This is a genomic window from Caballeronia sp. LjRoot34 (assembly GCF_964253815.1).
Lineage (GTDB): Bacteria > Pseudomonadota > Gammaproteobacteria > Burkholderiales > Burkholderiaceae > Caballeronia.
In genome coordinates this window covers 4,161,031-4,182,955 of the sequence record NZ_CAXUSB020000001.1, presented here as the reverse complement: position 1 = coordinate 4,182,955, position 21,925 = coordinate 4,161,031, and the positions used below count along the sequence as shown (strand labels likewise).

Below are 21,925 nucleotides of genomic sequence, written 5' to 3'. Positions count from 1 at the left end.
GGCTTTCACGATGCGCATCTCCAGCTCCCAGTACTTCACGATGAACGTCGAGACGATGAGCAATCAGCAGGCATCGCTCGCCAACATGTACGCGCAGATCTCATCGGGCAAGGCCTTGCAGACCGCTGCAGACAATCCGCTCGGCGCCGCGCAGGCCGTGGCGCTGACCGCGCAGGCGTCCAACCTCGCGCAATACACGACCAACCAGTCGTCCGCGCTGACCTCACTGCAGCAGGAAGACGCCACGCTCACCAGCGTGACGACCGTGATGCAGAGCATCCAGTCGCTGGTGGTGAACGCCGGCAATGGCACGCTCAACGACACCGACCGGACCTCGCTTGCGACCCAGCTCCAGGGTTATCGCAGTACGCTGATGACGCTTGCCAACACCACCGACAGCAACGGCAACTACATCTTTGCCGGCTTCCAGGGCGGCTCGCAGCCTTTCGTCGACAACGCCTCGGGCGTTGGCGCGACCTACGCGGGCGGCCCCGGGCAGCGGCAGGTGCAGATTTCCGATACCCGCACGATCAACGTAGCCGATCCGGGTTCAGCAATATTCCAAAGCGTTTCGTCGAACGAAAGCACGCCGGTTTCGGCGGGATCGGCCGCCAATACGGGTTCGGGCACGATCGGTCCGGTCAGCGTGACCGACAGCAGCGACCCGGCCAACTCGTCGACTTACGCCATCACCTTCGGGACCACGACCACCGGCACGCCGCCCACGACAGTCAGTTCGTATTCGGTCACGGCTCAAGATCCGGCGACGGGCATAACCACGACCGTGACCCCGCCGACGCCTTATACGGCCGGCGACAACATCACGCTGGGTTCGCAGACCGTTGCCATTTCTGGCACGCCGGCATCGGGCGATACGTTCACCGTGGCGCCGGCGAACACCGGCAATATCAGCGATACGGACATTTTCACGACGCTCGATTCGTTGGTGAATGCACTGAAACAGCCGGCAGATACGGCGGCCGGGCAGGCGACGCTGCAAAACGCGCTGACCACTGCGGGCTCGAAAATCAGCAACACGTACAACAACGTGCTGACGACGCAGACGGCCGTGGGTGGCCGCGAACAGGAAGTCTCGGCGACGCAGCTCTCGACGCAAACGACCTCGACCCAGACCGCCAGCAACCTGTCGGACCTGGTGAGCGTCAATCTGGTCAGTGCGATCAGCCAGTACGAACTGACGCAGAACTCGCTGCAGGCCGCACAACAGGCGTTTGCGCAGATCCAGAAGATGTCGTTGTTCAACTATTTGAGCAGCTAAGCGCCGGGGGGCGAGCGGGGAAGGAATTGATGTGGGTTGTAGGATGTGTTTTGGGCCGCCGGTTTGAAGGGCGGCCCTTTTTATTGGGTCATGGGGAGCATGTCGATGCCCATTGAACGCAGTGTGGGAACCGATGCGGTGAATAGCCGCCTTATTCTCCGCATTTAATGCGGTGAATAAATTGCCCTTTGCGGTGATTACGCCTCATAATCACCGCATGAAACGCGGAGAATGGACTTTTATCTGGGAGGATCCTGACTGGCCGGTCTGGCGCTACGATCTGTCGATGATCGCCGCGCCGCTGGCCGCGGTCAGTCGCGCCCAGGGATTGCTGCACGGCAGGCTAGCCGATGTCGGTTTGACCCTGCGCAATCAGGCGAGTCTGGCCGCGCTCACCGAGGACGTGCTCAAGACCAGCGAGATCGAAGGGGAAAGGCTGAATGCGGATTCGGTCCGATCGTCTATCGCGCGCCGGCTTGGGGTGGATATCGGCGCGCTTGCACCGGTCAACCGGCACGTGGAGGGCGTGGTTGAAATGGTCCTCGACGCCACCACCCGTTGCGACGCCCCGCTGACCCGCGAGCGCTTGTTTGCGTGGCACGCGGCGTTGTTCCCGACCGGCTTCAGCGGTATGTCACGGATCCAGATCGGCGCATGGCGTAACGACGAAAACGGCGCCATGCAGGTGGTCTCCGGTCCTATCGACCGTCAGCGGGTTCATTTCGAGGCACCACCAGCCGATCGCCTCAACGCCGAGATAACGCGTTTTCTCGACTGGCTTAATCAGGACTCGGCCGTGGCGCCGGTGATCAAGGCCGGGTTGGCGCACCTATGGTTCGTCACGCGGCATCCTTTCGACGACGGCAACGGCCGTATCGCTCGGGCAATAGGCGACTTGCTGCTCGCTCGCGCCGACGGCAGTCCGCAGCGCTTCTACAGCCTGTCGGCGCAGATCCAGTCGGAGCGCGGCGCTTATTACGACATCCTTGAGCAGACGCAGCGCGGATCGCTCGATGTCACCGCGTGGCTTGCGTGGTTCCTGGACGCGCTGCATCGCGCAGTGGACAACGCCCAGCACACGGTAGACGCGGTGCTGGTCAAGACGCGTTTCTGGCAGCGCTGGGCTGACGCGCCGTTCAACGAGCGGCAGATCAAGCTGCTGAACCGGCTGCTGGATGGTTTCGATGGCAAGCTGACCAGCAGCAAGTGGGCGGTGATCGCGAAGTGTTCGCCGGATACCGCGTTACGGGACATCGGCGAACTGGTGGCGTTGGGGGCGCTGCGCAGATCGGTGTCGGGCGGGCGCAGCACGGCGTACGAACTGGCTGAGTGAAGTCCTGCGCGTTCCCGTTGTCCCGTCCGTCCTCGATCGCAGGCCGAATCCAAATCCATGCCGCGACAATTCCGCAGCAACGCAGCAACGCCGCGCGGGCATCTCGGGCTACGCCAGCGCAGCCAATGCTGCCTCGACCCACCCGAAGCCAATTCTCTCCTGCTCAAGACGCAGGTTCTTACGCAGCCGGTTATCGCGCAAATCGTTGAACAGGGCCTGCTCTTGCTCGTTGAGTCTCGGCAGATCGCGCAGCGTTTGCTGTTCCTCCCGATCCCATTGCGACGCAAATGCCAGCAACGTTTTGCGGTCCATCAGAAACGACTCCGCATGATCGAACCGGCTGCGCAGTTGATCGAGGATCGCGAAGCCGTGGGTGTCGATATCGCCCCAATAATAAATCTGGCGACGTGTAAGCCATTGCGCGTTGGCCAGCATCTCGAAGCCATATCCCGCACCGAAGATGACCATGCCGTCCTTGACTGGCGGAAAGGCCAGGAAGTTGATTTCGTTTTCGGTGATAAAAATCCGGCCAACATCAGGGTTGAGTTCGATAAAGCTCGCGGCATCGAGCGTAATGTCTTGCGTGGCGTGCGTGGTCCGGAACAGGGCCTTGTCCGCGTCGAGCACGCGAAAGCGGATGCGCAACGGCTTTTCGCGCAAGCCAAAACGGCTGGCGAACTGATTCACGCCGGAGCGCGACGGGTCGACCGCCTCCGGGCGCAAGACACGATCGAGCAACTCCGCCAGCACGCCGCGATGACCCTCGATGAACTTGGTGTGGATATCGGGGATATCTACCTGCCGGAGATAGACATCGGGACGCGGATGAGCCTGGAACCACTCACAGATATCCAGCAGTTTGCTCCACACATCGGCAAGCTCGAGCGCGCGCAGCGGCCGCTCGGCAAGCCACGGCAGCAAACGCGCTTCCCGCGTGCGCGTCGTTTCCAGCAACGCTGCGAAGCGGGCCGTTTCCCGTTGCTTGCCGATAAAGGCCACCGCGTGCTCGAGCGAATCGAGCCATACAGCGTCCGGCAAAGCATTGGCGCCGAATACCCGATGCCTGAACTCCCTCATCTCGACGCGGCAGTGGGTCATCGCCCGAAGCTCGATGATCCATCGCCGGATCTCCTCGAATCGATCGGCGATCTCGGCGGATGACGGACCTTTGAGCGTGAGACGCCTGGGAAAAAGCGACTCGCCCGTGGCCAGGCTGCCGAGCAATTCTCCCCGCTCCCAAAGCCGCATGACCTGTTTGCGCAGATCGGCTGGCGTGGTCCAGCTCATTGGCCCTTCCTTGCTTTTTCCTCGCGATACTCTTCGATCGACAGATTGCGCAATCTCGACTCCCGCCCTTCCTTGTTATCGACGAAACCCACGCTCGCCACGAAGGGCTCGATGATGTGGATTTTCTGCAAGGGCGTGACGATCAGCAGTTGCAGATTGAGCTGCGCAAAAAGGCGCAGGCCGTATTGCGCGGACTCGTCGGAACCACGGCCGAACGCTTCGTCGATCACCACGAAGCGAAACGAGCGGGAACGCACCGCGCCCCATTCAAGGCCAAACTGGTAAGCGAGGCTGGCTGCGAGAATGGTATAGGCGAGCTTCTCCTTCTGACCGCCCGACTTGCCGCCGGAATCCGAGTAATGCTCGTGTTCCGTATCGTCCTCACGCCAACGCTCACTGGCGGCGAATACGAACCAGTTCCGTACGTCGGTGACCTTGGTGGTCCAGCGGCGATCCGGTTCACCCAAACCCTCGCGTCCCCGAAAGCGTTCAATGATCTGTTTGACCTGTAGAAACTTGGCCTCGGAATATTGGGCGTCGTCGGAACCCGTCAGCGTGCCTTCGGTGCAAGAACGCAACTCGGTTTGGAAGTCGCGAATATCCGCGTCGGGCGTCGACAACGCTTCGAGCACGATGTAGCGCCCCGTGTTGTAGTCAATCTGCGTGAGCGACTCGTTGATGCGCGTGATGCGCTCCTTGATCGTCTCCCGCTCTCGCGCCAGTTGCGACTGGAAGTTAGCCACTTCCCGAATCGTGTTTTCGTTCAGCAGGTCCTTGAAGCGATTTTCAAACCGGGGCAAATCATCGCCCTTCAGCTTGTCCAGCATCATCCGGTATTCGTCCGCCGATTCAATGGCAACGTCCACTTCCTGCGTTTCCAGCGGGAAAGCGAGGTTATAGGCGCTCATTGCCTGGACGATCTTGTCGCGCTGGCGTGAGACTTTCTTGTCTTCGGCGTCGATAGTGGTCTGAAGAAATCCGCGCAGATCGCTTTCGCGGTTGTCGCAGGATTCCACCGTGAGCTGATGTTTGCCCAGCACTTCGTGCCAGGTCGATTCAAGTTGCCCGAAATAAGCCGTGTAGCTTTCGTAGCCGGGGTCGTCGAGAATGGCGCGGGTCTGCGTGCGCAATTCTTCCGCGATGCTTTGCTTTTCGCCGGTTCGGGAACGCGCGTCCTTGTGCTCGTCGAGCTGGCTTTCCGTGCTCTTCAGCGCCGCGCTGACTTCACTCAACCGCGCGGTCAGTTGCGCGAGCATGTCGGAGGCCGACTCGAGCAGTCGCTTTTCATCGCGTAATTGAGCTACTTCAACCGCGAGTGAATTCCAGTCGAGTTCACGGAACTCGGCATGCTCCTCCAGCTTCGAAAGTACCGTCAACCGAAGCTTGCACGCTTTCTGATCGGCCAGGATTTTGGCGACAAGACTGCCCAGTTCGCTCAGTTGAGCGGCCAACTGCCGGGCTTTGGCTTCAAGGGCCGCGATCTTGGCTTCGTTGGTCCATCCCAGTACATATCGGCTGCGATCATCCAGGCGATGACGGTCGTCCTTTTCATGGCGTTCACCCGGCGCCTTGATCTGGCCCGCACGCGTGATTGCCCGCGTTTCACGGCGGAACTGTTCCTGGGTGCTGCAGCAAACCACGTTGAAGCGGTGCGCGACCTCACGCTCGAGCCAGTCGTAGAAGGGCGAATCCGGCTTGATCGCAAGCTTCCGGGCGAGGGAATCGGCCTGCAACGCAGGCAGTTCGCCACGAACGCCCGACCGGATCCGGAAGAACACGAGCCGTCCCCGGAGGTGGGTTTTGTCGACCCATTCCACGACCGCCGCGTAATGGGTGTCAGGGACCAGCAATGACAGGCCGAAGCTGCGCAACAGCCGTTCGGCCGCGCCTTCCCAATCGCGCTCGTCTTCGCGGACCTGGAGCAGTTCGCCGGCGAACGAGAGTGCCGCCTCAGGCAGATCGAGCGCTTCGCACAATGCCACGCGCATGGCGACTTGTTCCGCGGGAATGTTGCTTCGACGGCTTTTCAGGCTGTCGATTTCCGCCGACAACGCGTCGTGCTCCTGTTTCCCCTGACGCAGGCTGACGCCGTGCTCGGTCAGGTCGTTCTGATAGCGAACGTCTGCTTCCTGAGCGGACTCGGACAGGGCGGACAGGCGTTGGCGCAACGCCTGGAACGCGGCTTCGTCTTCCGCCGGATGCTCGCCGACGGCACGCACCAGTTCGGCATGATGCTCCGCCTTGCGTTTGCGGTTTTCGCAATCCAGGTCCTTCTTGCGTATTTCGGCGTCGAGTCGCTCCAGGCGGTCACCGCCGTTCTCGGCGATGTTGCGCTTGAGTTCGCTTTCTTCCACGCGCTGATTGTCACGTAAGGCTTCGAGCCGCCTGATCTGGCCATCTTGCCTTTCCCAGTCCGCCGTCAATCCCGCGATGCGTTTGTCAAGCAAGCCAAGTTTCAGGCCTGCGGCGTAGTAGCGAAGCGCTTCACGGCATGCGCGCAGTCCTTCCACCTGGAGCAATAGCTTGGCGTATCGGTCGCAGTCGTCGGTGAGTGGCGTGAGACGGTCCATTTGCCGCTTGGCTTTGAGCACCGCTTCGTGCGCGCGATTCAGGTCGTCGAAATGGGCAATCAAGGCGGCAATGCGCGGCGCGACCTCGAAGGGCTCGAGCATATGGCTGCGCACGAAGTCGGTGAGATTGCCCACGGACTTCATCGATACGGTCTGATGGAACAGTTCCAGCGCCTGTTCGTTTTCAATCCCGAAGCGACGGCGAAACCACGCGCCGTACGGGGGAAAACTATCGAATACTTCTGTTCCGAGGCCGCGCAGCTTCTTGCGCAATGCCGGGATATCCGTGCCGAAGTTCGCGAAGTCCGCGGCTATCGACAATGCGCGCTCGGCGCCGACGAAAAGCCGTGCGGGCTGGCCGTGCGGCTCCTTCATCCAGAAGACCTGGGCGAGCGTGATGGTCTGGTCATAACCGGCGTTATGAAAAGTGCCCAGGATGACGGAGTAGTTGTTGTGATCCCGCAGCGCGACAGGCTTGGCGTTACCGCTGACCTCGTTGCGTTCTGACTTGTAGTGGCCGAGCACGTACGAACGAAGCGATCTTTCCTTGTTGTCCGCGCCGGCTGCCTTGTTGTAGGCAATGCGATGCGCCGGAACGAGCAGCGTGGTGACCGCGTCGACCAGCGTCGATTTGCCCGAGCCGATATCGCCCGTCAGCAGCGCGTTCTCGCCGTGCGGATTCAGCACCCATACGCGAGCGTCGAAGGTGCCCCAGTTGTAGACCTCCAGGCGCTGAAGGCGGAAACCCGACAGCGCGTCGTCGGCCACGAAGTCGAGACCTGGCAGTTGCATGTCAGTCATGGGCGTCCGCCTCCGCTGAACCATCGAGTTGAGCGCGGTAGGCCGCGAGCCTTGTATCGAAATCAGCGAGCCATTGAGCGTCCACGAACGCTTTCAGGATGCGCTGCACCTCGAACGCGGCCGGACCTTCCTGTTTACCTGCCCCAGGTTTGAGTCGTCGCAAGAATCCCAGTTCGACGATTCTGTTGACATGCGTCTCGATCTGATCGACCACTTTTGCATCGTTGCTGCCGGCGGGCAGAAATACCCGCATCAGTTCGGTGATCTGTTCGCGCGTGAGGATGAGGCGAGTATCCGCACCGCCCGCGTCAGATTCAGCGAGCTTCTTTCTGAGCAACGCAAGCAGCAGGCTGACCGGGAACGACAACGGCCGCCGTGCGACGAGACGCGGCAGTTTGGGTTCGTCATCTGCCCCGTCTTCCTCCGGACGCGCGCGCAAAAAGGCGTACCCCTCCGCTTCGTCCAGCACCAGCGTGAGGCCAAGTACCGAAACATAATCGCGTACGCGGGCTTGCAGTTCGAGCAACGCTTGCCAGAGAGCGGGGTCGCTGTCCCGGTAGCAGACGCCTTTGAGCAGCGGAATAACCACGCTGGAGAGACCGGCTGTGGAGGTTGTAGCTACGTCTGAATCTTGATCCGGCATGCTTACCTCACAAAAATGACGCGCGGAAAGCTGGCCTGCCGCGTGTGTTGCTCGCCGCTTGGCGCCTTGCCTTGCCAAGTCACGATATCGACCGCTTTTTCATCCACCACCGTCGTGAAAGAGTCGCTGCCGAGTTGCAGGTAGGCCACCAGTTCCGCCAAACCGTGTTCAAGCGGTTGCGTGTCGCATAGCTCACGCAGCGTCACTTGAGCGCGATCCTGCAGGACATGACGGATGTGCCGCGCAAGCTTTTCGCGGTCGATCACGACCTGCGAATAGAGCGCGCCAGCGTCCACGTTGGCGTCACCGGCTTCCAGTGCGATATCGGCCAGGCGCGGTTTGAAAGACGGGACGTGCAGCGGCCTTTCCATAGGGAGCTCAATGTCCGCAGCGGTGTCGGCGATAGTCATTATCTGACCGGGTGGCGGTTGCTCTCGCACAGCCAGCGCATGCATCTCCACGCCGCGCAGGATGTCCATGATGCGGCGATTTTCCAGCCACGCCTGATCGTCGAGAAACCGTCGCAACTGCTGCGAAAGCGTCGCCACGGTTCGCTGCGTATGCTCACCGGCTTCCAGCCAGTCGTAATGCACCCGGCGCGTGCGGCCATCGGGTTTGAGTTCTGCGACGGGCGGCAGCGCCAGCACGCGTTCGAGCAGCATCGACAACTCTTCCTGCCTGCTGCTCGACATCAGGAAATCCCAAAAGGCGCGAAAACTTCGCCCCTGATCGGAGTCAGAAATAGCGTCGCGCTCGCCCAGGATCTCCTCCAGCAGCGCACCTTTGGCGCCGTCCCATAACGCAATGCGCTCGCGCACGCGCCGGTCCAGGCCACGGAAATTCTGTTCTACCTCGCGAAAATCGGTCAGGAGTTCCCGCGCTAACGCGATGAACTGCTGGAACCGGTCTTTCAGCTCGGTGGCATCGAGGAGTGCTATATCGCCTGTCAACGCTCGGGCGATTTCCGCGTCGATGTCATCGCGCCGTTTCTGCAACTCCGTGATCCGGGCCTGCGGGTCACTTTCACTTCCTTGGCTCATTTGCTTGAGCAATTCGAACAGGGTGAGCAGCCGGGACTCGGTGCCGACAAAGCTGCGTTCCACCAGCGTTCCCAGCCACGCGATGGCTTTCTCGGTGGCGGGGGTGAGATCGAAGTGAGGTTCGTCCGAACCTTGAGGATAGAACTTGCGCAGCCAGCCTTTGTCGTTGGCGGCCCAGTCGTCCAGATAACTCTGCGCCGTTTTCGGGAAGGCCGCAGATCCCAATTGTTCGCGCAGGCCGAACAGTTCGTCCTCCAGCGCCTCGGCAAGATCGGCTTGCGACATGACCCGCACGTTGGGCGCGATGAAGGTCCGTTGCAGGAAGCTTGCTACGAGGGGGGCGTGATCGGATCGCAGGAGGCGCCACGCCGGATGATTCTGGCGCAACTGGTCGAGGGTGAAATAGTCGAGGTTCATGGGCGAAGCGCGTGACCGCCGGCCAAGGGAAATGGGAGGGGAAATAACTGAATGATAGCCGCGCGGCGGAACCGCCAAGCGCGTGAGGTTGATTTGTTACGTGCCGACGAGAATCTAAAGCGCAGCCGCCACGCGCCCCATCTGGTCGATACCGCTATCGAAGATGCGTTGAAAGAACGGAATCATGTTGGGGATCATCAACTGGAGCAGCAGGAATCCGACCAGCATGGTGACCGGAAAACCCACCTGGAAAATCCCGATCTGCGGCGCCGCGCGATTCAGGATGCCCAGCGCCAGGTTGGTAATCAGTAACGCAGCGACCACTGGCAATGAGAGCAGCAAGCCCGTCGAAAACACGCTCACGCCATACGTCGCAAGCGTCTGCCAGCCGCGTGCGTGTACGGCTGAACCCAGCACATTCGCGCTCACCGGCACGCTCTGGAATGTCTGCACAAGGGCGCTGATCATTTGCAGATGGCCGTCGAAGACAAGGAACGCCAGCATGGCGATGGTGTTCAGATAACTCGATATCACCACCGAATTCCCGCCGGCACGCGGGTCGTAAAGCATCGCAAAACTCAGGCCCATTTGCATGCCGATGAACTCGCCGGCGGCATCGATGGTAGCGAACGCAATCTGCATCGTCATGCCGAGCGCCGCGCCGATCAGGAACTGATTGATGAGGATGAGCACGCCATCGGCGGAAAACACCGTCACTTGCGGCACTTCGCCAATAGTCGGCGCCACGATCAGCGCCAGGAATCCCGCGAGCGCCACCTTGACGCGAATCGGAATGGCCTGGTGGCTGAGCATCGGCGCGGTCGCGATCAACGCGAGAATCCGCGTGAACGGCCAGAGGAACGACGTCAGCCAGACATTGAGCTGCGCGTAAGTGACGGAGAACATGGCTAGCCGGTGATGGCGGGCGTGATGGTGAAAACGTGGCGCATGTAGTCGAGCAGCATTTCCATCATCCACGGTCCGGCGATCACGAGCGTAAGCGCCACGGCGAGCAATTTCGGAATGAACGAGAGCGTGCTTTCGTTGATCTGCGTGGCGGCCTGGAACAGGCTCACGACCAGGCCGACCACCAGTGCGACCAGCAACAGCGGAGCCGAGAGCAGCAGCGCCACGTACATGGCCTGGTGCGCGATCGACATGACGGATTCTGGGGTCATCGTGTGAGTCTCGTTCTCTTCTCTGACTTTAGGATACGAAGCTCTGCGCGAGCGAGCCGATCAGCAACTGCCAGCCGTCCACCAGCACGAACAACATCAGCTTGAACGGCAACGAGATAGTGGTGGGCGACACCATCATCATCCCCATCGACATCAGCACGCTCGCCACCACCATGTCGATGATCAGGAACGGAATGAAGATGGTGAAGCCGATCTGGAAGCCGGTTTTAAGCTCACTCGTCACAAACGACGGCACCAGCAGCGAGAGCGGCACGTCTTCGGGACCGTTCATCGGCGGCGCCTTGGCGATCCGGGCGAACAGCGCAAGATCGGCCTCGCGGGTCTGGCGCAGCATGAATTGCTTGAACGGCGCAACGCCGCGCGTCATGGCCTGGTCCATCGTGATCGTGCCGTCGGAGAACGGCTTGTACGCGTCGACATAAGCCTTGTCGAGGACCGGCGACATCACGAACAGCGTGAGAAAAAGCGCGAGTCCGACGAGCACCTGATTAGGCGGCGTGCTGGTCGTGCCCAGCGCTTGCCGCAACAGCGACAACACAATGATGATGCGCGTGAAGCCCGTCATCATCAGCAGCATGGCCGGCAGGAACGACAGCATCGTGAGCAGCAGCATCGTCTGGACGCTGAGCGAATACGTCGTGCCGCCGTTCGGGCCAGGGCTGGTGTTGAACGCGGGAAGTCCTGCCGTGCTTTGGGCGAAAGCGGTGTAGGGGAGGGCCAGCATGACGACGGGTAGCAACAGTTTCGCCAGTCTCACGCAGCGTGCAAAAAAACGAGCCTGCATTACTTGCTCCCGCCTGCGAATTTTTGCAGACGTTTGTTCGCTTCGCCGGCAAGGGCATCGCGAAAACGTTGACCGAAACTACCTTGCAGCGCCTGGCCCTCGGTGGGGAGGCCGTCGGGTTTGAGTTCCACCGATCCCGCCGGCATGGTGTGCAGCAGCCGCACATTGCCGGGCGCCGCGCCGAGCACGAGCCATGTGTCGCCAATCTCCACTACCGAGACACGCTCCTTGTTGCCCAGCGACGCCCCGCCAATCACCTTCACCAGCCCCGTGCGCTTGGTGCCTGCCACGCCGAACTTGCGCGCAAGCCACGCGCAGCCGAACACGAACGCAATCACGATCGCCAGTCCGAGCAGCGTCTGCAGCACCGCGCCCACGCCGAGCGACGGCACGGCCGTGCCCGCGCCGACACCCGATGCAATCTGCGCCGCGTGATTGACGGCGTTCATGTCGGCGGCGTTAGCTGCGAATGCCGTGGCGAGCGTCGTGAAAGCGACGGCGAAGCGTTTCATCGATTCAACTTCCTGATGCGTTCGGACGGCGTGATGATGTCGGTGAGACGGATACCGAACTTGTCGTTGACCACCACGACTTCGCCCTGCGCGATCAGGCAGCCGTTGACCAGCACGTCCATCGGTTCGCCCGCCAGGCCGTCGAGTTCCACCACCGAACCCTGCGCCAGTTGCAGCAGGTTGCGGATCGCGATCTTGGTACGCCCGAGTTCCACCGTCATCTGCACGGGGATGTCGAGAATCATGTCGATGTCATTGCGCGTCGAGGGCGCTTCGACTTTCGACAAAGGCTGGAACAATCCCGCCGATGAAGCCGCCGCCGGCGTTTCATTGCCGTTCTGCTCAGCCAGCGCGCTCGCCCAGTCGTCCATGCCAAAGTCCTCGCCCTTGAGCGGATCGGACGGCAGCGTGCCTGGTTCAGTTACGTCACTCATATCCACCTTCCTTCATCGTGTCGCTTGCGCTGATCATCTTCTGGACGCGCAACGCGTATTGACCATTGAAAATTCCGTAGCCGCATTCCATCACCGGCACGCCGTCCACTTTTGCCGTGACGACTTCGGGCACGTTGATCGGCAGGACATCGCCTGCCCGCATGTTGAGAATCTTTTCGAAGGTCGTGCCGATCTCCGCCAGATCCACCGTGAGTTCCACTTCGGCCGCCTGCACTTGTTGCGACAGCACGCGGATCCAGCGGCGATCGACTTCGAGCGCTTCGCCTTGAATGGGCGAGGAGAGGATGTCGCGAATGGGTTCGATCATCGAATACGGCATGCAGATGTGCAGCGTGCCGCCGGTCGTACCAAATTCGATGGAGAACTGCGTGACGATCACGATCTCGTTCGGCGTGGCCACGTTCGCGAATTGCGTGTGCATTTCCGAGCGAACGTATTCGAGGTTAAGCGAACGCACGCTTTTCCACGATGCCGCGTAGTGTTCGAACACGAGGTTCAGCAGCTTGCTGATGATGCGTTGCTCGGTCTGTGTGAACTCGCGGCCTTCCACACGTGTGTGGAAGCGGCCGTCGCCGCCGAAGAGGTTATCGACGACGAAGAACACCAGGTTCGGATCGAACACGAACAGCGACGTGCCGCGCAACGGCTTGATGTGGACGAGGTTCAGGTTCGTCGGGATCGGCAGGTTGCGGGTGAATTCGCTGTACTTTTGCACCTTCACCGGACCGACCGAGATTTCCGCCGAGCGCCGCATGAAGTTGAAGATGCCCACGCGCAAGAGGCGCGCGAAGCGGTCGTTGATGATTTCCAGGCCCGGCATCCGGCCCCGGACGATGCGCTCCTGCGTCGCGAGGTTGTAGGGGCGCACGCCGTGGAAGCGTGTTTCGTCGGCGACTGCGTCGACTTCCCCGGTGACGCCCTTGAGCAGGGCGTCCACCTCTTCCTGCGACATGAACTCTTCGTGGCCCATGAGTGTTCCTTGGTTCCTGTGCGCGGTTGCTTGATGTTTGGCGGTCGCGCTTCTTGCAGTTGGCTTGAACGTTTGCTTCTGCGTTTGCTTCTGCGTTTGCTTCTGCGTTTGCTTCTGCGTTTGCTTCTGCGTTGGCTTTTGCGAAAGCGGCTGAAGGCGAGGGTTGCCGCGCGGATTATTGAACGACGAATTCCGTGAACAACACTTCCTGGACACGCGCCGGACTGTCAGGCGTGCCGCCGGTCTTCTGGACCGTCTCCAGCAACTCTTTCGCGAGCTCACGCTTGCCGTCGATGCCCGCCAGATCCTCCGGCCGTTTCGCCGATAACAACATCAGAATGTGGCTGCGTACTTCCGGCATGCGTTCGCCCAGTGCTGCTTGCGCCTTCTGGTCCGGCAGTTTCAACGTCAAGCCGATGCGCAAGTAATGCATGGTGTCGTCGGACTGGAGGTTGACGGTCATCGATTCCAGCGGGAAAAACACCGGGGGCGCGGAGAGCGACGCCTTCGTCAAGGCGCCCAAATCGGGCTTGTGCAGGAGGTAGTAATACACACCGGCACCGCCGGCGCCCAGCAAAACGATAAGACCCGCCGCGATCAGCAAGATGCGCTTCATCTTGCCGCTCTTCACGGTGACTATGGGTTGTTGAGTTGCGGTGGTGCTTGCCATGGTTGCGAACCTCTTTCTGTAGCCTGAATTGTTGGCGAAAGTGAGGTTTTGCGATGGGTCGAACAGAAGGGGTTATTAGGGCTAACTCGAGAGTTTGGGGGGTGTTGGCACTGGGGGGCGGTTTTTGGGTGTTGCTTGGGGGTGGAGGCGGGGGGTATACCGGGTTGCCAGGTTTTGGGGTTAGCGGTCGGGGTCTATGCTGGGTTGCTGCTTTCGGCCTTAGCGGTCTGCGAGAGTTGGATTTTCTCTTTATCACTATTAGCCACTGTGCGTGGCGGCACGTCATTTCTTTGTCCAAAGCGACAAAGAAACGAAGCAAAGAAAACGCTTTCAACCACGCTACCCTAAGTGTCCACAGCGTGCAGTTTTCATTCATGGGTGCCCCAAAAGCACGGTGCTCGCCAGAGCGACGGATGGTTGAAACCCTCCTTCTCGCGAATCCTGACACGAACACGCTTCGCCCCCAACGCTCTCGGGCAAGCACCAGCGCTCAATGACCTTTACGGTTCTTCAGACCATCGCCGCGCTAAAGTCGGCAAGTCTCGGTTTGACCGGAAAACGCCCCGCTTATAGCTCGCGCGGCAAGCATTGCGCTCGCCCCCGCGTCAAGCAAACGTATCCACCAACCCAACTTGCCTGCGCACCGGCATGCTGATCGTGCTCAGCACATCCACGCTCCCCCCGCTATCAACACCGCCAATTTCGCCCGAGCCGCGGCCGCCTCGCCCCCCATTCGATGACGCTCCATCTCCCTGCTGACCCGATTGCTGACCCGCAAAACCATCGCTCACACTCGCACTGCCCAAACCAATTCCACTCGCCTGCATCGCTTCACGCAAAGTCGGTAACGCCGCCTCAACGGCCGCCCGAACCTGCGCATGTGTCGACACAAACAACGCGTGCGCATGGTTGTCCGTGACCTGCAAGACCACCTGCAACGGCCCCAGGTCCTTCGGGTTCAACGTCAATTCAGCACTCTGCTGATGACCGTTCGACAAAAACACCACCTTCTGGCTAAACGCCTCATCCCATCCACTCGACCCAACATGCGGCGCAATCGCCGCACTGCCCGCAGCCGTCGCCGCACTCTGGGCCGGCGCGCTTCCCGTCGTCGCGGACGCCTGCATCGAAGCCGAATGCGCAGCAGCCTCAGCAGTAGCTTTGTAAGCAGCACTGCCGTCATCAGCCGGTGTCGCGGAAGCCTGAGCCGGCGCATCGGCTTGTTGCGCCGCCGAGGTCGCGCCAGCTTGCTGCGTCGTCGATGAACGGCTCCCTCCATCACCCGCCGACGCCGTCATCGATATCGCCCGGTTCGATTGCCTCGAACCACCACCCTTGCCACCCACGGCCACATTCGCACCGTTGGCCACATTCGCTCCATTCGCCGCTGTTGCGGCTGCCGCTGCTGCCGCATCGGGCGATGGCGTCGCAGCACCCTGCGTATTCGCCATCTGCAAGAGCCCGGCGTGAAGCGCATCTGCAGCCTGCGCGTCGCTCAACTTGTCCTTCGACTGCGTGGAAGAGGTCGCGTCCGTTGCGTCCGCATCCGTCGCGGCAGTCGCCGGATCAGTCGCAGCCGTCGCAGGATCGGCGGCCGCACCACCCCGTGCCCTCAACATGGCCGCTGCGGTCGCCGCCGCAGTCGCGGCCGCCGCCGCCGCTGTGGCTTCGGGCCGCGCCTTCGCCGCATCCGTCTGAGTCGCCTCGTCCGCAGCGGTCGCGTCAGCCGCCGTCGTAGATGCAGTCGCAGCCTGCGCTTGATCAGCCGCGGACGAAGCTGATGACGCCGATGAAGCCGTAGAACTCGCCCCCGCCGCCTGGTCCGCGCTGTCGGCCTGGTCCGCCGCCGATTTAGCCTGCGTAGTTGAAGCATCGTCGGGCTTGGGTGCGTCGTGAACACTGCCACGCGCAGCCGATGCCGCCGCCGCAGCTTTCGCCGCCTGCGCCTGTGCTTGCACTCGCGCCTGGGCCACCGCTTCCTCGTTTGCCTTGGTGGTTATGTTGTGCAGCGTCGAAACAAACGATGCCGCCGCACTATCGCTTGCCGACGTTGCCGCCGCATTCCGCGATTGGGCAGCGCTCAAGCTAAGCATCGTGCTGGCAGAATTAACGGTCGACATACATGGCCTCTTGTATCTTGTACACGATAAAAATCGCTAAAAACGTCATGCCTTTTCGGCGCGCATCCGCAACATCTTGGAGGCGTGCTCATCGGAATCACGTTGTTCAATCCGTGCTTCCTGCTTGACCTTCACGGCTTCGCCGCGCGCAGCCAGCACTTCGTATGAACCCAGCTTCTGCTTGCGCTGCTGCCATTCCGGCTTGGCCGCTTCCAGCCGCTGGTTCGCGCCCACGAGCAATATGCGCTGCTGGCCGATCGCGGAATCAAGGGTATCGACGAATGCCTGGAAATTGCGCAGCGTCTGCGCGGTCGTGCCTTCCTGCGCCGATGCCGTAAAACGCGCGTGATACTCGTCGCGATACGTGATCAGCGAGTTCAACTGCGTCTCCACCTCGTCACGCTCTTGCTGGAGCTTGCCAAGCTTTTTCGTGGCGGCCTCCAGTTCTTCTTCCGCGAGGTTGATCAAGGTCTTGATCGGCAGATGCTTGGACATGGACGTCAGATTCCTAAATTGTCTTTATTCGAACAATGCATCGAGTTGGGCCAGGCTCGGTTCAAACATGGCCTGCTCACGAAATCCCTGCTGCAAAAATGCTTCGATGCGCGGGTACAGCGCAATCGCCCGATCGAGTAACGCATCCCGCCCCGTGGAATACGCGCCTACATTGATCAAATCGCGATTGCGCTGGTAGCGCGACAACATCTGCTTGAATAAACGCACCCGGTCGAGATGCTTGTCGTCGATCAGCGCCGTCATCGCCCGGCTGATGGACGCTTCAATGTCGATGGCCGGGTAATGCCCCGCTTCGGCCAACGAACGCGACAACACAATATGGCCGTCGAGAATGGCGCGCGCTGAATCGGCGATAGGATCTTGCTGATCGTCCCCTTCCGTCAAGACCGTATAAAAAGCGGTGATCGATCCCGCACCTTCCCGGCCGTTCCCGGTCCGTTCAACCAGCGCCGGCAGTTTGGCGAACACGGAGGGCGGATATCCTTTGGTGGCGGGCGGTTCACCGATCGCGAGCGCAATCTCGCGCTGCGCCATGGCATAGCGTGTGAGCGAATCCATCAGCAGCAGTACGTGTTTGCCCTGATCCCGGAAATATTCGGCCAGAGAGGTCGCGTAGGTCGCGCCCTGCATCCGCAAAATCGGCGACACATCGGCGGGCGCCGCCACCACGACCGAGCGCGCCAGCCCGTCCTCGCCAAGAATCTGCTCGATGAATTCCTTCACCTCGCGGCCCCGTTCACCAATCAGCCCAATCACGATCACTTCAGCGCTCGTATAACGCGCCATGGTGCCGAGCAGCACGGACTTGCCCACGCCCGAGCCCGCGAACAGGCCCATGCGCTGGCCGCGTCCCACGGTCAGCAACGCATTGATCGCGCGCACGCCGACGTCCAGCACCTTGTGAATAGGCTCGCGATTGAGCGGGTTGATGGTCGGCGCGGTCAGCGGCGCATCGATCTTCGAGCCAAGGGGCCCAAGCCCGTCGAGTGGCCTGCCCGATGCATCGACCACACGGCCGAGCATTTCCCAGCCGACCGGCAGACGCTTGGCGCCGGCCATCGGGTCGTTGATCGGTGCGCTTTCCAGCGGATACACCCGGGCTCCAGGCAATAGGCCCGAGACTTCGGTGGTCGGCATGAGGAACAGCTTGTCGCCGGAGAAACCAACGACTTCGGCCTCGGCCATCGGGATCGAACTGCCGGCAGGCAACTCGATCATGCATTCCGAGCCCACGCCCAGCTTTAGTCCCACGGCTTCCAGAACCAGGCCGGCTGCACGCGTCAGACGCCCGCACGCACGCAACGGTTTCGATATCTGGCTGCGTGCCTTGCTGGCTTCGAGCTGCGCGCGCCAGCCATCCAGATGCGGGTTGTTCGCCATATCGGCGAGATCGACGATGGTCCGGGCCGCGATTTCTTCGATCGTCGGTTCGGCGTCGTCGTCCGCGGCGAGCGGACCGAACGACGCGCGCGCCAGTTCCTGTTCGAGCTCGCTCAACCCTTCCTGCGTGACGCGGCGCGTAGCGCTTGCATTGACATGGGTTGAGTTCACCATGGTTGTGACCTCCCGAGCGCCGCCGCTACGCGCTCCCAGCGCGTGACATTGGTTGCATCGATTTCACCGCTTGCCGCGTGCGCCCGGCAACCGCCACGCTCAATATCCGGATCGGTCCTGACCGACCATCCCGCCGCCTGGAGTTCTTCCAGCAAATACGCTTCGATAATCGGCAGATCCGCCGGATTCACTGTCAGATACGGCGCTCCAGCCAATGCCGGTTCTGCCGCGATCACCGAGCGCGCGACGGCCAGCACCGCGGTCGGATCGAGTGTCAGATGTTGCGAAACGACTTGTTGCGCGATGTCCAGCGCCAGCGCCATCAGCGCCTCGGCGACTACCGCGTCTGCGGCTTGCAGCGCGATCTTGAAGGTATCGGCCATCTGCGCCAGCCGCGTGGCTTCCGCACGCGAGTCGCGGCGGCCTTCTTCCACGCCTTGTTCGTAACCCTGGTCGTAACCGGCCTTGTAGCCCATTGCCTGACCCGCCACATGGCCCGATGCCAACCCTTGCGCGTGCGCTTCATCGCGAACACGGCGCAAGTGCTGTGCCAGCGCGGCCTGATCGGCGGCGCTGCGATCGACCGGAACCGGATCGAACGACGCCATCTCCCAGCGCTGGTAAGCGGACATGCGAGCCTTCTTGGCCGCATCGGCAGCGTGAGCCTTCTTGGCGGCGTCGGCGGCGTCAGACATATGCGTCCTCGGCCTTGCCGCCTAACTGGATCTGACCCGATTCCGCCAGATTGCGCACGATCTGCAAGATCTTGCGCTGCTGTGCTTCGACTTCCGAGAGCCGCACCGGGCCGCGCGAGTCGAGATCCTCGGCCAGCAGTTCGGCGGCGCGCTGCGACATGTTCGCGAGGAACTTCTGCCGCAGCGGCGGTTGGGCGCCTTTCAGCGAGACAATCAGCGTTTCGGATTCCACTTCTTTCAGCAGCAACTGGATTGCGCGGTCTTCAAGTTCGAGCAAATTCTCGAACACAAACATTTGATCGATGATCTTCTGCGCGAGTTCCGCATCGAATTCCTTCACGTTTTCGATCACGGATTCTTCGTGCGCCGTCGACATGAAGTTGAGGATTTCCGCCGCCGTGCGGATGCCGCCCATCGGCGCGCGCTTCAGGTTGTCGCTGCCGGAGAGCAGTGTGGTCAGCACGTCGTCGAGTTCGCGCAGCGCGGCCGGCTGGATGCCGTCGAGCGTGGCAATGCGCAGCAACACGTCGTTGCGCAACCGCTCGCTCATCAGCGCCACGATCTCGGACGCCTGGTCGCGGTCCAGGTGAACCAGAATGGTCGCGATAATCTGTGGATGTTCGTTCTTGATCAGCTCGGACACAGCGGCTGAATCCATCCACTTCAGGCCTTCGATGCCGCTGGTATCGCTGCCCTGCAGGATCCGGTCGATCAGCGCGCCCGCCTTGCTTTCGCCAAGCGCCTTGGTCAGCACCGCCCGGATATATTCGCTCGAATCGAGCGACAGCGCGGTGTGCTGCTCGGCTTCCTGGACGAACTCGGTCATCACGTTATCGAGCTGTTCGCGCGTCACGTTTTTCAACGTCGCCATGGTCGCGCCGATCTTCTGCACCTCGCGCGGTCCGAGGTACTTGAACACTTCCGCCGCTTCCGATTCACCAATCGACATCAGCAGGAGAGCGGCTTTATTCAGGCCTTCAGCGTTCATCGGACACCCAGTTCTTGACGACCGTCGCGACGATTCTCGGGTCCTGGCGCGCAACCATGCGCGCGTAGTCGAGATTGCGTTCGAACTTGGCCTTGTTGCTTTCGTGACCGAGCAAACTGACCTCGGCATCCTTTTCGTCTTCTAGCTGCGACTTCGGCATGGACGGCCCGTCGAGCAGCGACAGGTCATCCGGTGAGGCGAGTGCTGGCGGCGGAGGCGGCGGCGGGAACGCGCGGCGCAGCGCCGGCTTCACCATGCTGAAATACAGGAACAACGCCACCGCACCGATCCCGGCGTACTTCGCGAGCTGGATGGCGCGCGCGATCATGTCTGGCGTGCGCCACCACGGCACGTCGGGAATCACGGTCGAATCCACCAAGAAGGTGCTGTTGACCACGTTCACCGAATCGCCCCGCTTTTCGTCGTAGCCCATTGCGTCTTTCACCAGTTGCTGCACCTGCTCGAGCTTGTCGGCAGGCAGCGGCTGCATGGTCACGGCGCCCTTGGCATCGACTTGTTTCTGGTAGTTCACCACCACCGCAACCGACAAGCGCTTGATGCCGCCCATCGGCTGCTCGTAGTGGCGCACGGTACGGTCGACTTCGTAATTGGTCGTGGTGTCCTTGCGCATGCTGATCGGCGCGGCTTTCCCGGCGTCCGCGCCGCTGGCGGCTGCGTCGATAGGTGCAGACGCCGCAGCCGGCGGCTGGTTTGACAGCGCGCCCGGCACGCCGCCCACGTTCGCGCCCGCGGTGTCATTCGAAACGCTCGACTGCTGGCTGCGGATCGCCGTGTTTTGCGGGTTGGCGTTCGGGCCGTAGCTTTCGGCGGTTTGCTCGAGCTTCGAGAAGTCGATATCCGCGCTCACCTGCGAGTGCGCGTTGCCGGCGCCGAACAGCGGCGCGAGGATGGCGTCGATGCGCCCCTGCGTGTTGCGCTCGATCTGCTGCACATATTTGAGTTGCGACGCGTCCAGGCCGTTCGCCGAGCTTTGCTGCGTGAGGAGGTTGCCGTCCTGATCGACGATGGTCACGCCCTTCACCGGCAGATCCGGCACGCTGGACGACACCATGTGCTGAATCGCGATGATCTGGCCCTCATCGAGCGCGCGGCCGGGGTAGAGATTCAGCATGACCGACGCGGTCGGCAGTTCCTTTTCCCGCACGAACACGGTGGGCTTCGGAATGGCGAGATGGACGCGGGCTTCGCGCACCGAGGAAATCGAGCCGATGGTTTTTTCCAGCTCACCTTCCAGCGCGCGTTGATAGTTGACCTGCTCGGCGAACTGGCTGATACCGAACTTCTGGTTATCCATCAATTCGAAGCCGACCGAGCCGTTTTTCGGCAGACCTTGCGACGCGAGGCGCAGGCGGGTTTCGTGCACCGCGTCGCTGGGAACCAGGATCGCGCCGCCCGATTCGGCGATCTTGTAGGGAATGTTGCCTTGCTGGAGCGCCGCGACAATTGCGCCGCCGTCGCGGTCGGAGAGATTGCTGAACAACACCCGGTAATCCGGCTGGCGCGACCACATCACGAGGCCCGCTACCACCACGGCCAGAATAGCCACGGCGATGATCAGCGGCATGCGCGGGTTGTTGCGGAACTGGTTGAGCGTCGGTATGCGCGGACTGAAGCCGCCGCTGCCGCCGAAGTCGGCGCCGCCCGCGTAGCCGGCTCCGCCCGCACCTGCGGCGATCGACCCGGCGGTGCCTGGCTGCGCGCCAGTCAGACCCATGCGGGCGTCCGGGTTGATCAGGTTGGTTGTGGAATCCATGCTTCGAAACTCTCCGAGTCTTGCGTTTTCTGCAGCGCGCACCGGCGATGGCCGTGCGCACTGCAGGCACTTTCATGAGAGGAATTATCCGTAAGGAGAGGTAAGTCGATTCAGCGAACAGAAGCGAGTTTTGGTTTCCTTTCACCGCTTTGCGAAATGGCGCTGCTGCTAGACTTTTTCCTAGTCGGTCAGGCCATATGGCGAACCGCTCAGGCTCCGGCGCAGACGCCGGCCTGAGGCCCGGGACAGGCTCCGGTTCGAATTGTCCCAGAAGTGCTGCAATCCCTATGTTTCACCGATTTTCAGTTCCTTTCCGTT

General features: G+C 61.5%; 19 protein-coding genes. 2 read left to right on the top strand and 17 right to left on the bottom strand.

What is annotated here, in order from left to right; genetic code table 11:
- Positions 1-10: 10 nt before the first annotated feature.
- A complete protein-coding gene (gene flgL, locus ACSQ36_RS18865; protein ID WP_213767901.1) occupies positions 11-1,279 on the top strand; it encodes a flagellar hook-associated protein FlgL in 1,269 nt (422 codons plus the stop codon).
- Positions 1,280-1,496: 217 nt separating this feature from the next.
- Positions 1,497-2,612 (top strand): Fic family protein, encoded by a 1,116-nt coding sequence (locus tag ACSQ36_RS18860; protein WP_436182983.1) that lies wholly within the window; start codon positions 1,497-1,499, stop codon positions 2,610-2,612.
- A gap of 108 nt (positions 2,613-2,720) precedes the next feature.
- Here the strand turns inward: ACSQ36_RS18860 and ACSQ36_RS18855 are convergent, their stop codons facing one another.
- The 17 genes from ACSQ36_RS18855 to fliF all read right to left on the bottom strand — a co-directional run bounded on the left by ACSQ36_RS18855 (position 2,721) and on the right by fliF (position 21,607).
- A complete protein-coding gene (locus ACSQ36_RS18855) occupies positions 2,721-3,899 on the bottom strand; it encodes a DUF3322 domain-containing protein (RefSeq protein ID WP_436182982.1) in 1,179 nt (392 codons plus the stop codon).
- The gene (locus tag ACSQ36_RS18850; RefSeq protein ID WP_436182981.1) at positions 3,896-7,270 is read right to left on the bottom strand and encodes an ATP-binding protein; all 3,375 of its coding nucleotides are present in this window, start codon (positions 7,268-7,270) and stop codon (positions 3,896-3,898) included. The genes ACSQ36_RS18855 and ACSQ36_RS18850 overlap by 4 nt, the downstream gene beginning before the upstream one ends.
- Complete coding sequence (locus ACSQ36_RS18845) at positions 7,263-7,913, bottom strand: DUF4194 domain-containing protein (RefSeq protein WP_436182980.1); 651 nt, start codon at positions 7,911-7,913, stop codon at positions 7,263-7,265. Before ACSQ36_RS18845 ends, ACSQ36_RS18850 begins: the two co-directional genes overlap by 8 nt.
- A 2-nt stretch (positions 7,914-7,915) precedes the next feature.
- A complete protein-coding gene (locus ACSQ36_RS18840) occupies positions 7,916-9,370 on the bottom strand; it encodes a DUF3375 domain-containing protein (RefSeq protein ID WP_436182979.1) in 1,455 nt (484 codons plus the stop codon).
- Between the two features lie 114 nt (positions 9,371-9,484).
- Positions 9,485-10,276, bottom strand: coding sequence for a flagellar biosynthetic protein FliR (gene fliR / locus ACSQ36_RS18835; RefSeq protein WP_436182978.1), 792 nt, complete (start codon positions 10,274-10,276; stop codon positions 9,485-9,487).
- Positions 10,277-10,278: 2 nt separating this feature from the next.
- Positions 10,279-10,548, bottom strand: a complete 270-nt coding sequence (fliQ, locus tag ACSQ36_RS18830) for a flagellar biosynthesis protein FliQ (RefSeq protein ID WP_213767908.1) — start codon at positions 10,546-10,548, stop codon at positions 10,279-10,281.
- Between the two features lie 28 nt (positions 10,549-10,576).
- Positions 10,577-11,353 carry a flagellar type III secretion system pore protein FliP gene (fliP, locus tag ACSQ36_RS18825; protein WP_436182977.1) on the bottom strand — a complete coding sequence of 259 codons (777 nt, stop codon included), beginning with the start codon at positions 11,351-11,353 and terminating at the stop codon, positions 10,577-10,579.
- Positions 11,353-11,865, bottom strand: a complete 513-nt coding sequence (gene fliO / locus ACSQ36_RS18820; RefSeq protein WP_436182976.1) for a flagellar biosynthetic protein FliO — start codon at positions 11,863-11,865, stop codon at positions 11,353-11,355. The genes fliP and fliO overlap by 1 nt, the downstream gene beginning before the upstream one ends.
- The gene (gene fliN / locus ACSQ36_RS18815) at positions 11,862-12,299 is read right to left on the bottom strand and encodes a flagellar motor switch protein FliN (RefSeq protein ID WP_213767910.1); all 438 of its coding nucleotides are present in this window, start codon (positions 12,297-12,299) and stop codon (positions 11,862-11,864) included. The genes fliO and fliN overlap by 4 nt, the downstream gene beginning before the upstream one ends.
- Positions 12,292-13,290: a flagellar motor switch protein FliM gene (fliM, locus tag ACSQ36_RS18810; protein WP_213767911.1), complete on the bottom strand. Its 999-nt coding sequence runs from the start codon at positions 13,288-13,290 to the stop codon at positions 12,292-12,294. Before fliM ends, fliN begins: the two co-directional genes overlap by 8 nt.
- 175 nt (positions 13,291-13,465) lie before the next feature.
- Positions 13,466-13,960, bottom strand: a complete 495-nt coding sequence (gene fliL / locus ACSQ36_RS18805; protein ID WP_213767912.1) for a flagellar basal body-associated protein FliL — start codon at positions 13,958-13,960, stop codon at positions 13,466-13,468.
- 605 nt (positions 13,961-14,565) lie between these two features.
- Positions 14,566-16,080, bottom strand: coding sequence for a flagellar hook-length control protein FliK (locus ACSQ36_RS18800; protein WP_436182975.1), 1,515 nt, complete (start codon positions 16,078-16,080; stop codon positions 14,566-14,568).
- Between the two features lie 45 nt (positions 16,081-16,125).
- Complete coding sequence (fliJ, locus tag ACSQ36_RS18795) at positions 16,126-16,575, bottom strand: flagellar export protein FliJ (protein WP_213767914.1); 450 nt, start codon at positions 16,573-16,575, stop codon at positions 16,126-16,128.
- Positions 16,576-16,599: 24 nt separating this feature from the next.
- The gene (fliI, locus tag ACSQ36_RS18790) at positions 16,600-18,150 is read right to left on the bottom strand and encodes a flagellar protein export ATPase FliI (RefSeq protein ID WP_255631702.1); all 1,551 of its coding nucleotides are present in this window, start codon (positions 18,148-18,150) and stop codon (positions 16,600-16,602) included.
- Positions 18,144-18,845 carry a flagellar assembly protein FliH gene (fliH, locus tag ACSQ36_RS18785; protein ID WP_436182974.1) on the bottom strand — a complete coding sequence of 234 codons (702 nt, stop codon included), beginning with the start codon at positions 18,843-18,845 and terminating at the stop codon, positions 18,144-18,146. The genes fliI and fliH overlap by 7 nt, the downstream gene beginning before the upstream one ends.
- A complete protein-coding gene (fliG, locus tag ACSQ36_RS18780; protein WP_213767916.1) occupies positions 18,838-19,833 on the bottom strand; it encodes a flagellar motor switch protein FliG in 996 nt (331 codons plus the stop codon). The genes fliH and fliG overlap by 8 nt, the downstream gene beginning before the upstream one ends.
- A complete protein-coding gene (gene fliF / locus ACSQ36_RS18775) occupies positions 19,823-21,607 on the bottom strand; it encodes a flagellar basal-body MS-ring/collar protein FliF (protein ID WP_213767917.1) in 1,785 nt (594 codons plus the stop codon). Before fliF ends, fliG begins: the two co-directional genes overlap by 11 nt.
- Between the last annotated feature and the right edge of the window lie 318 nt (positions 21,608-21,925).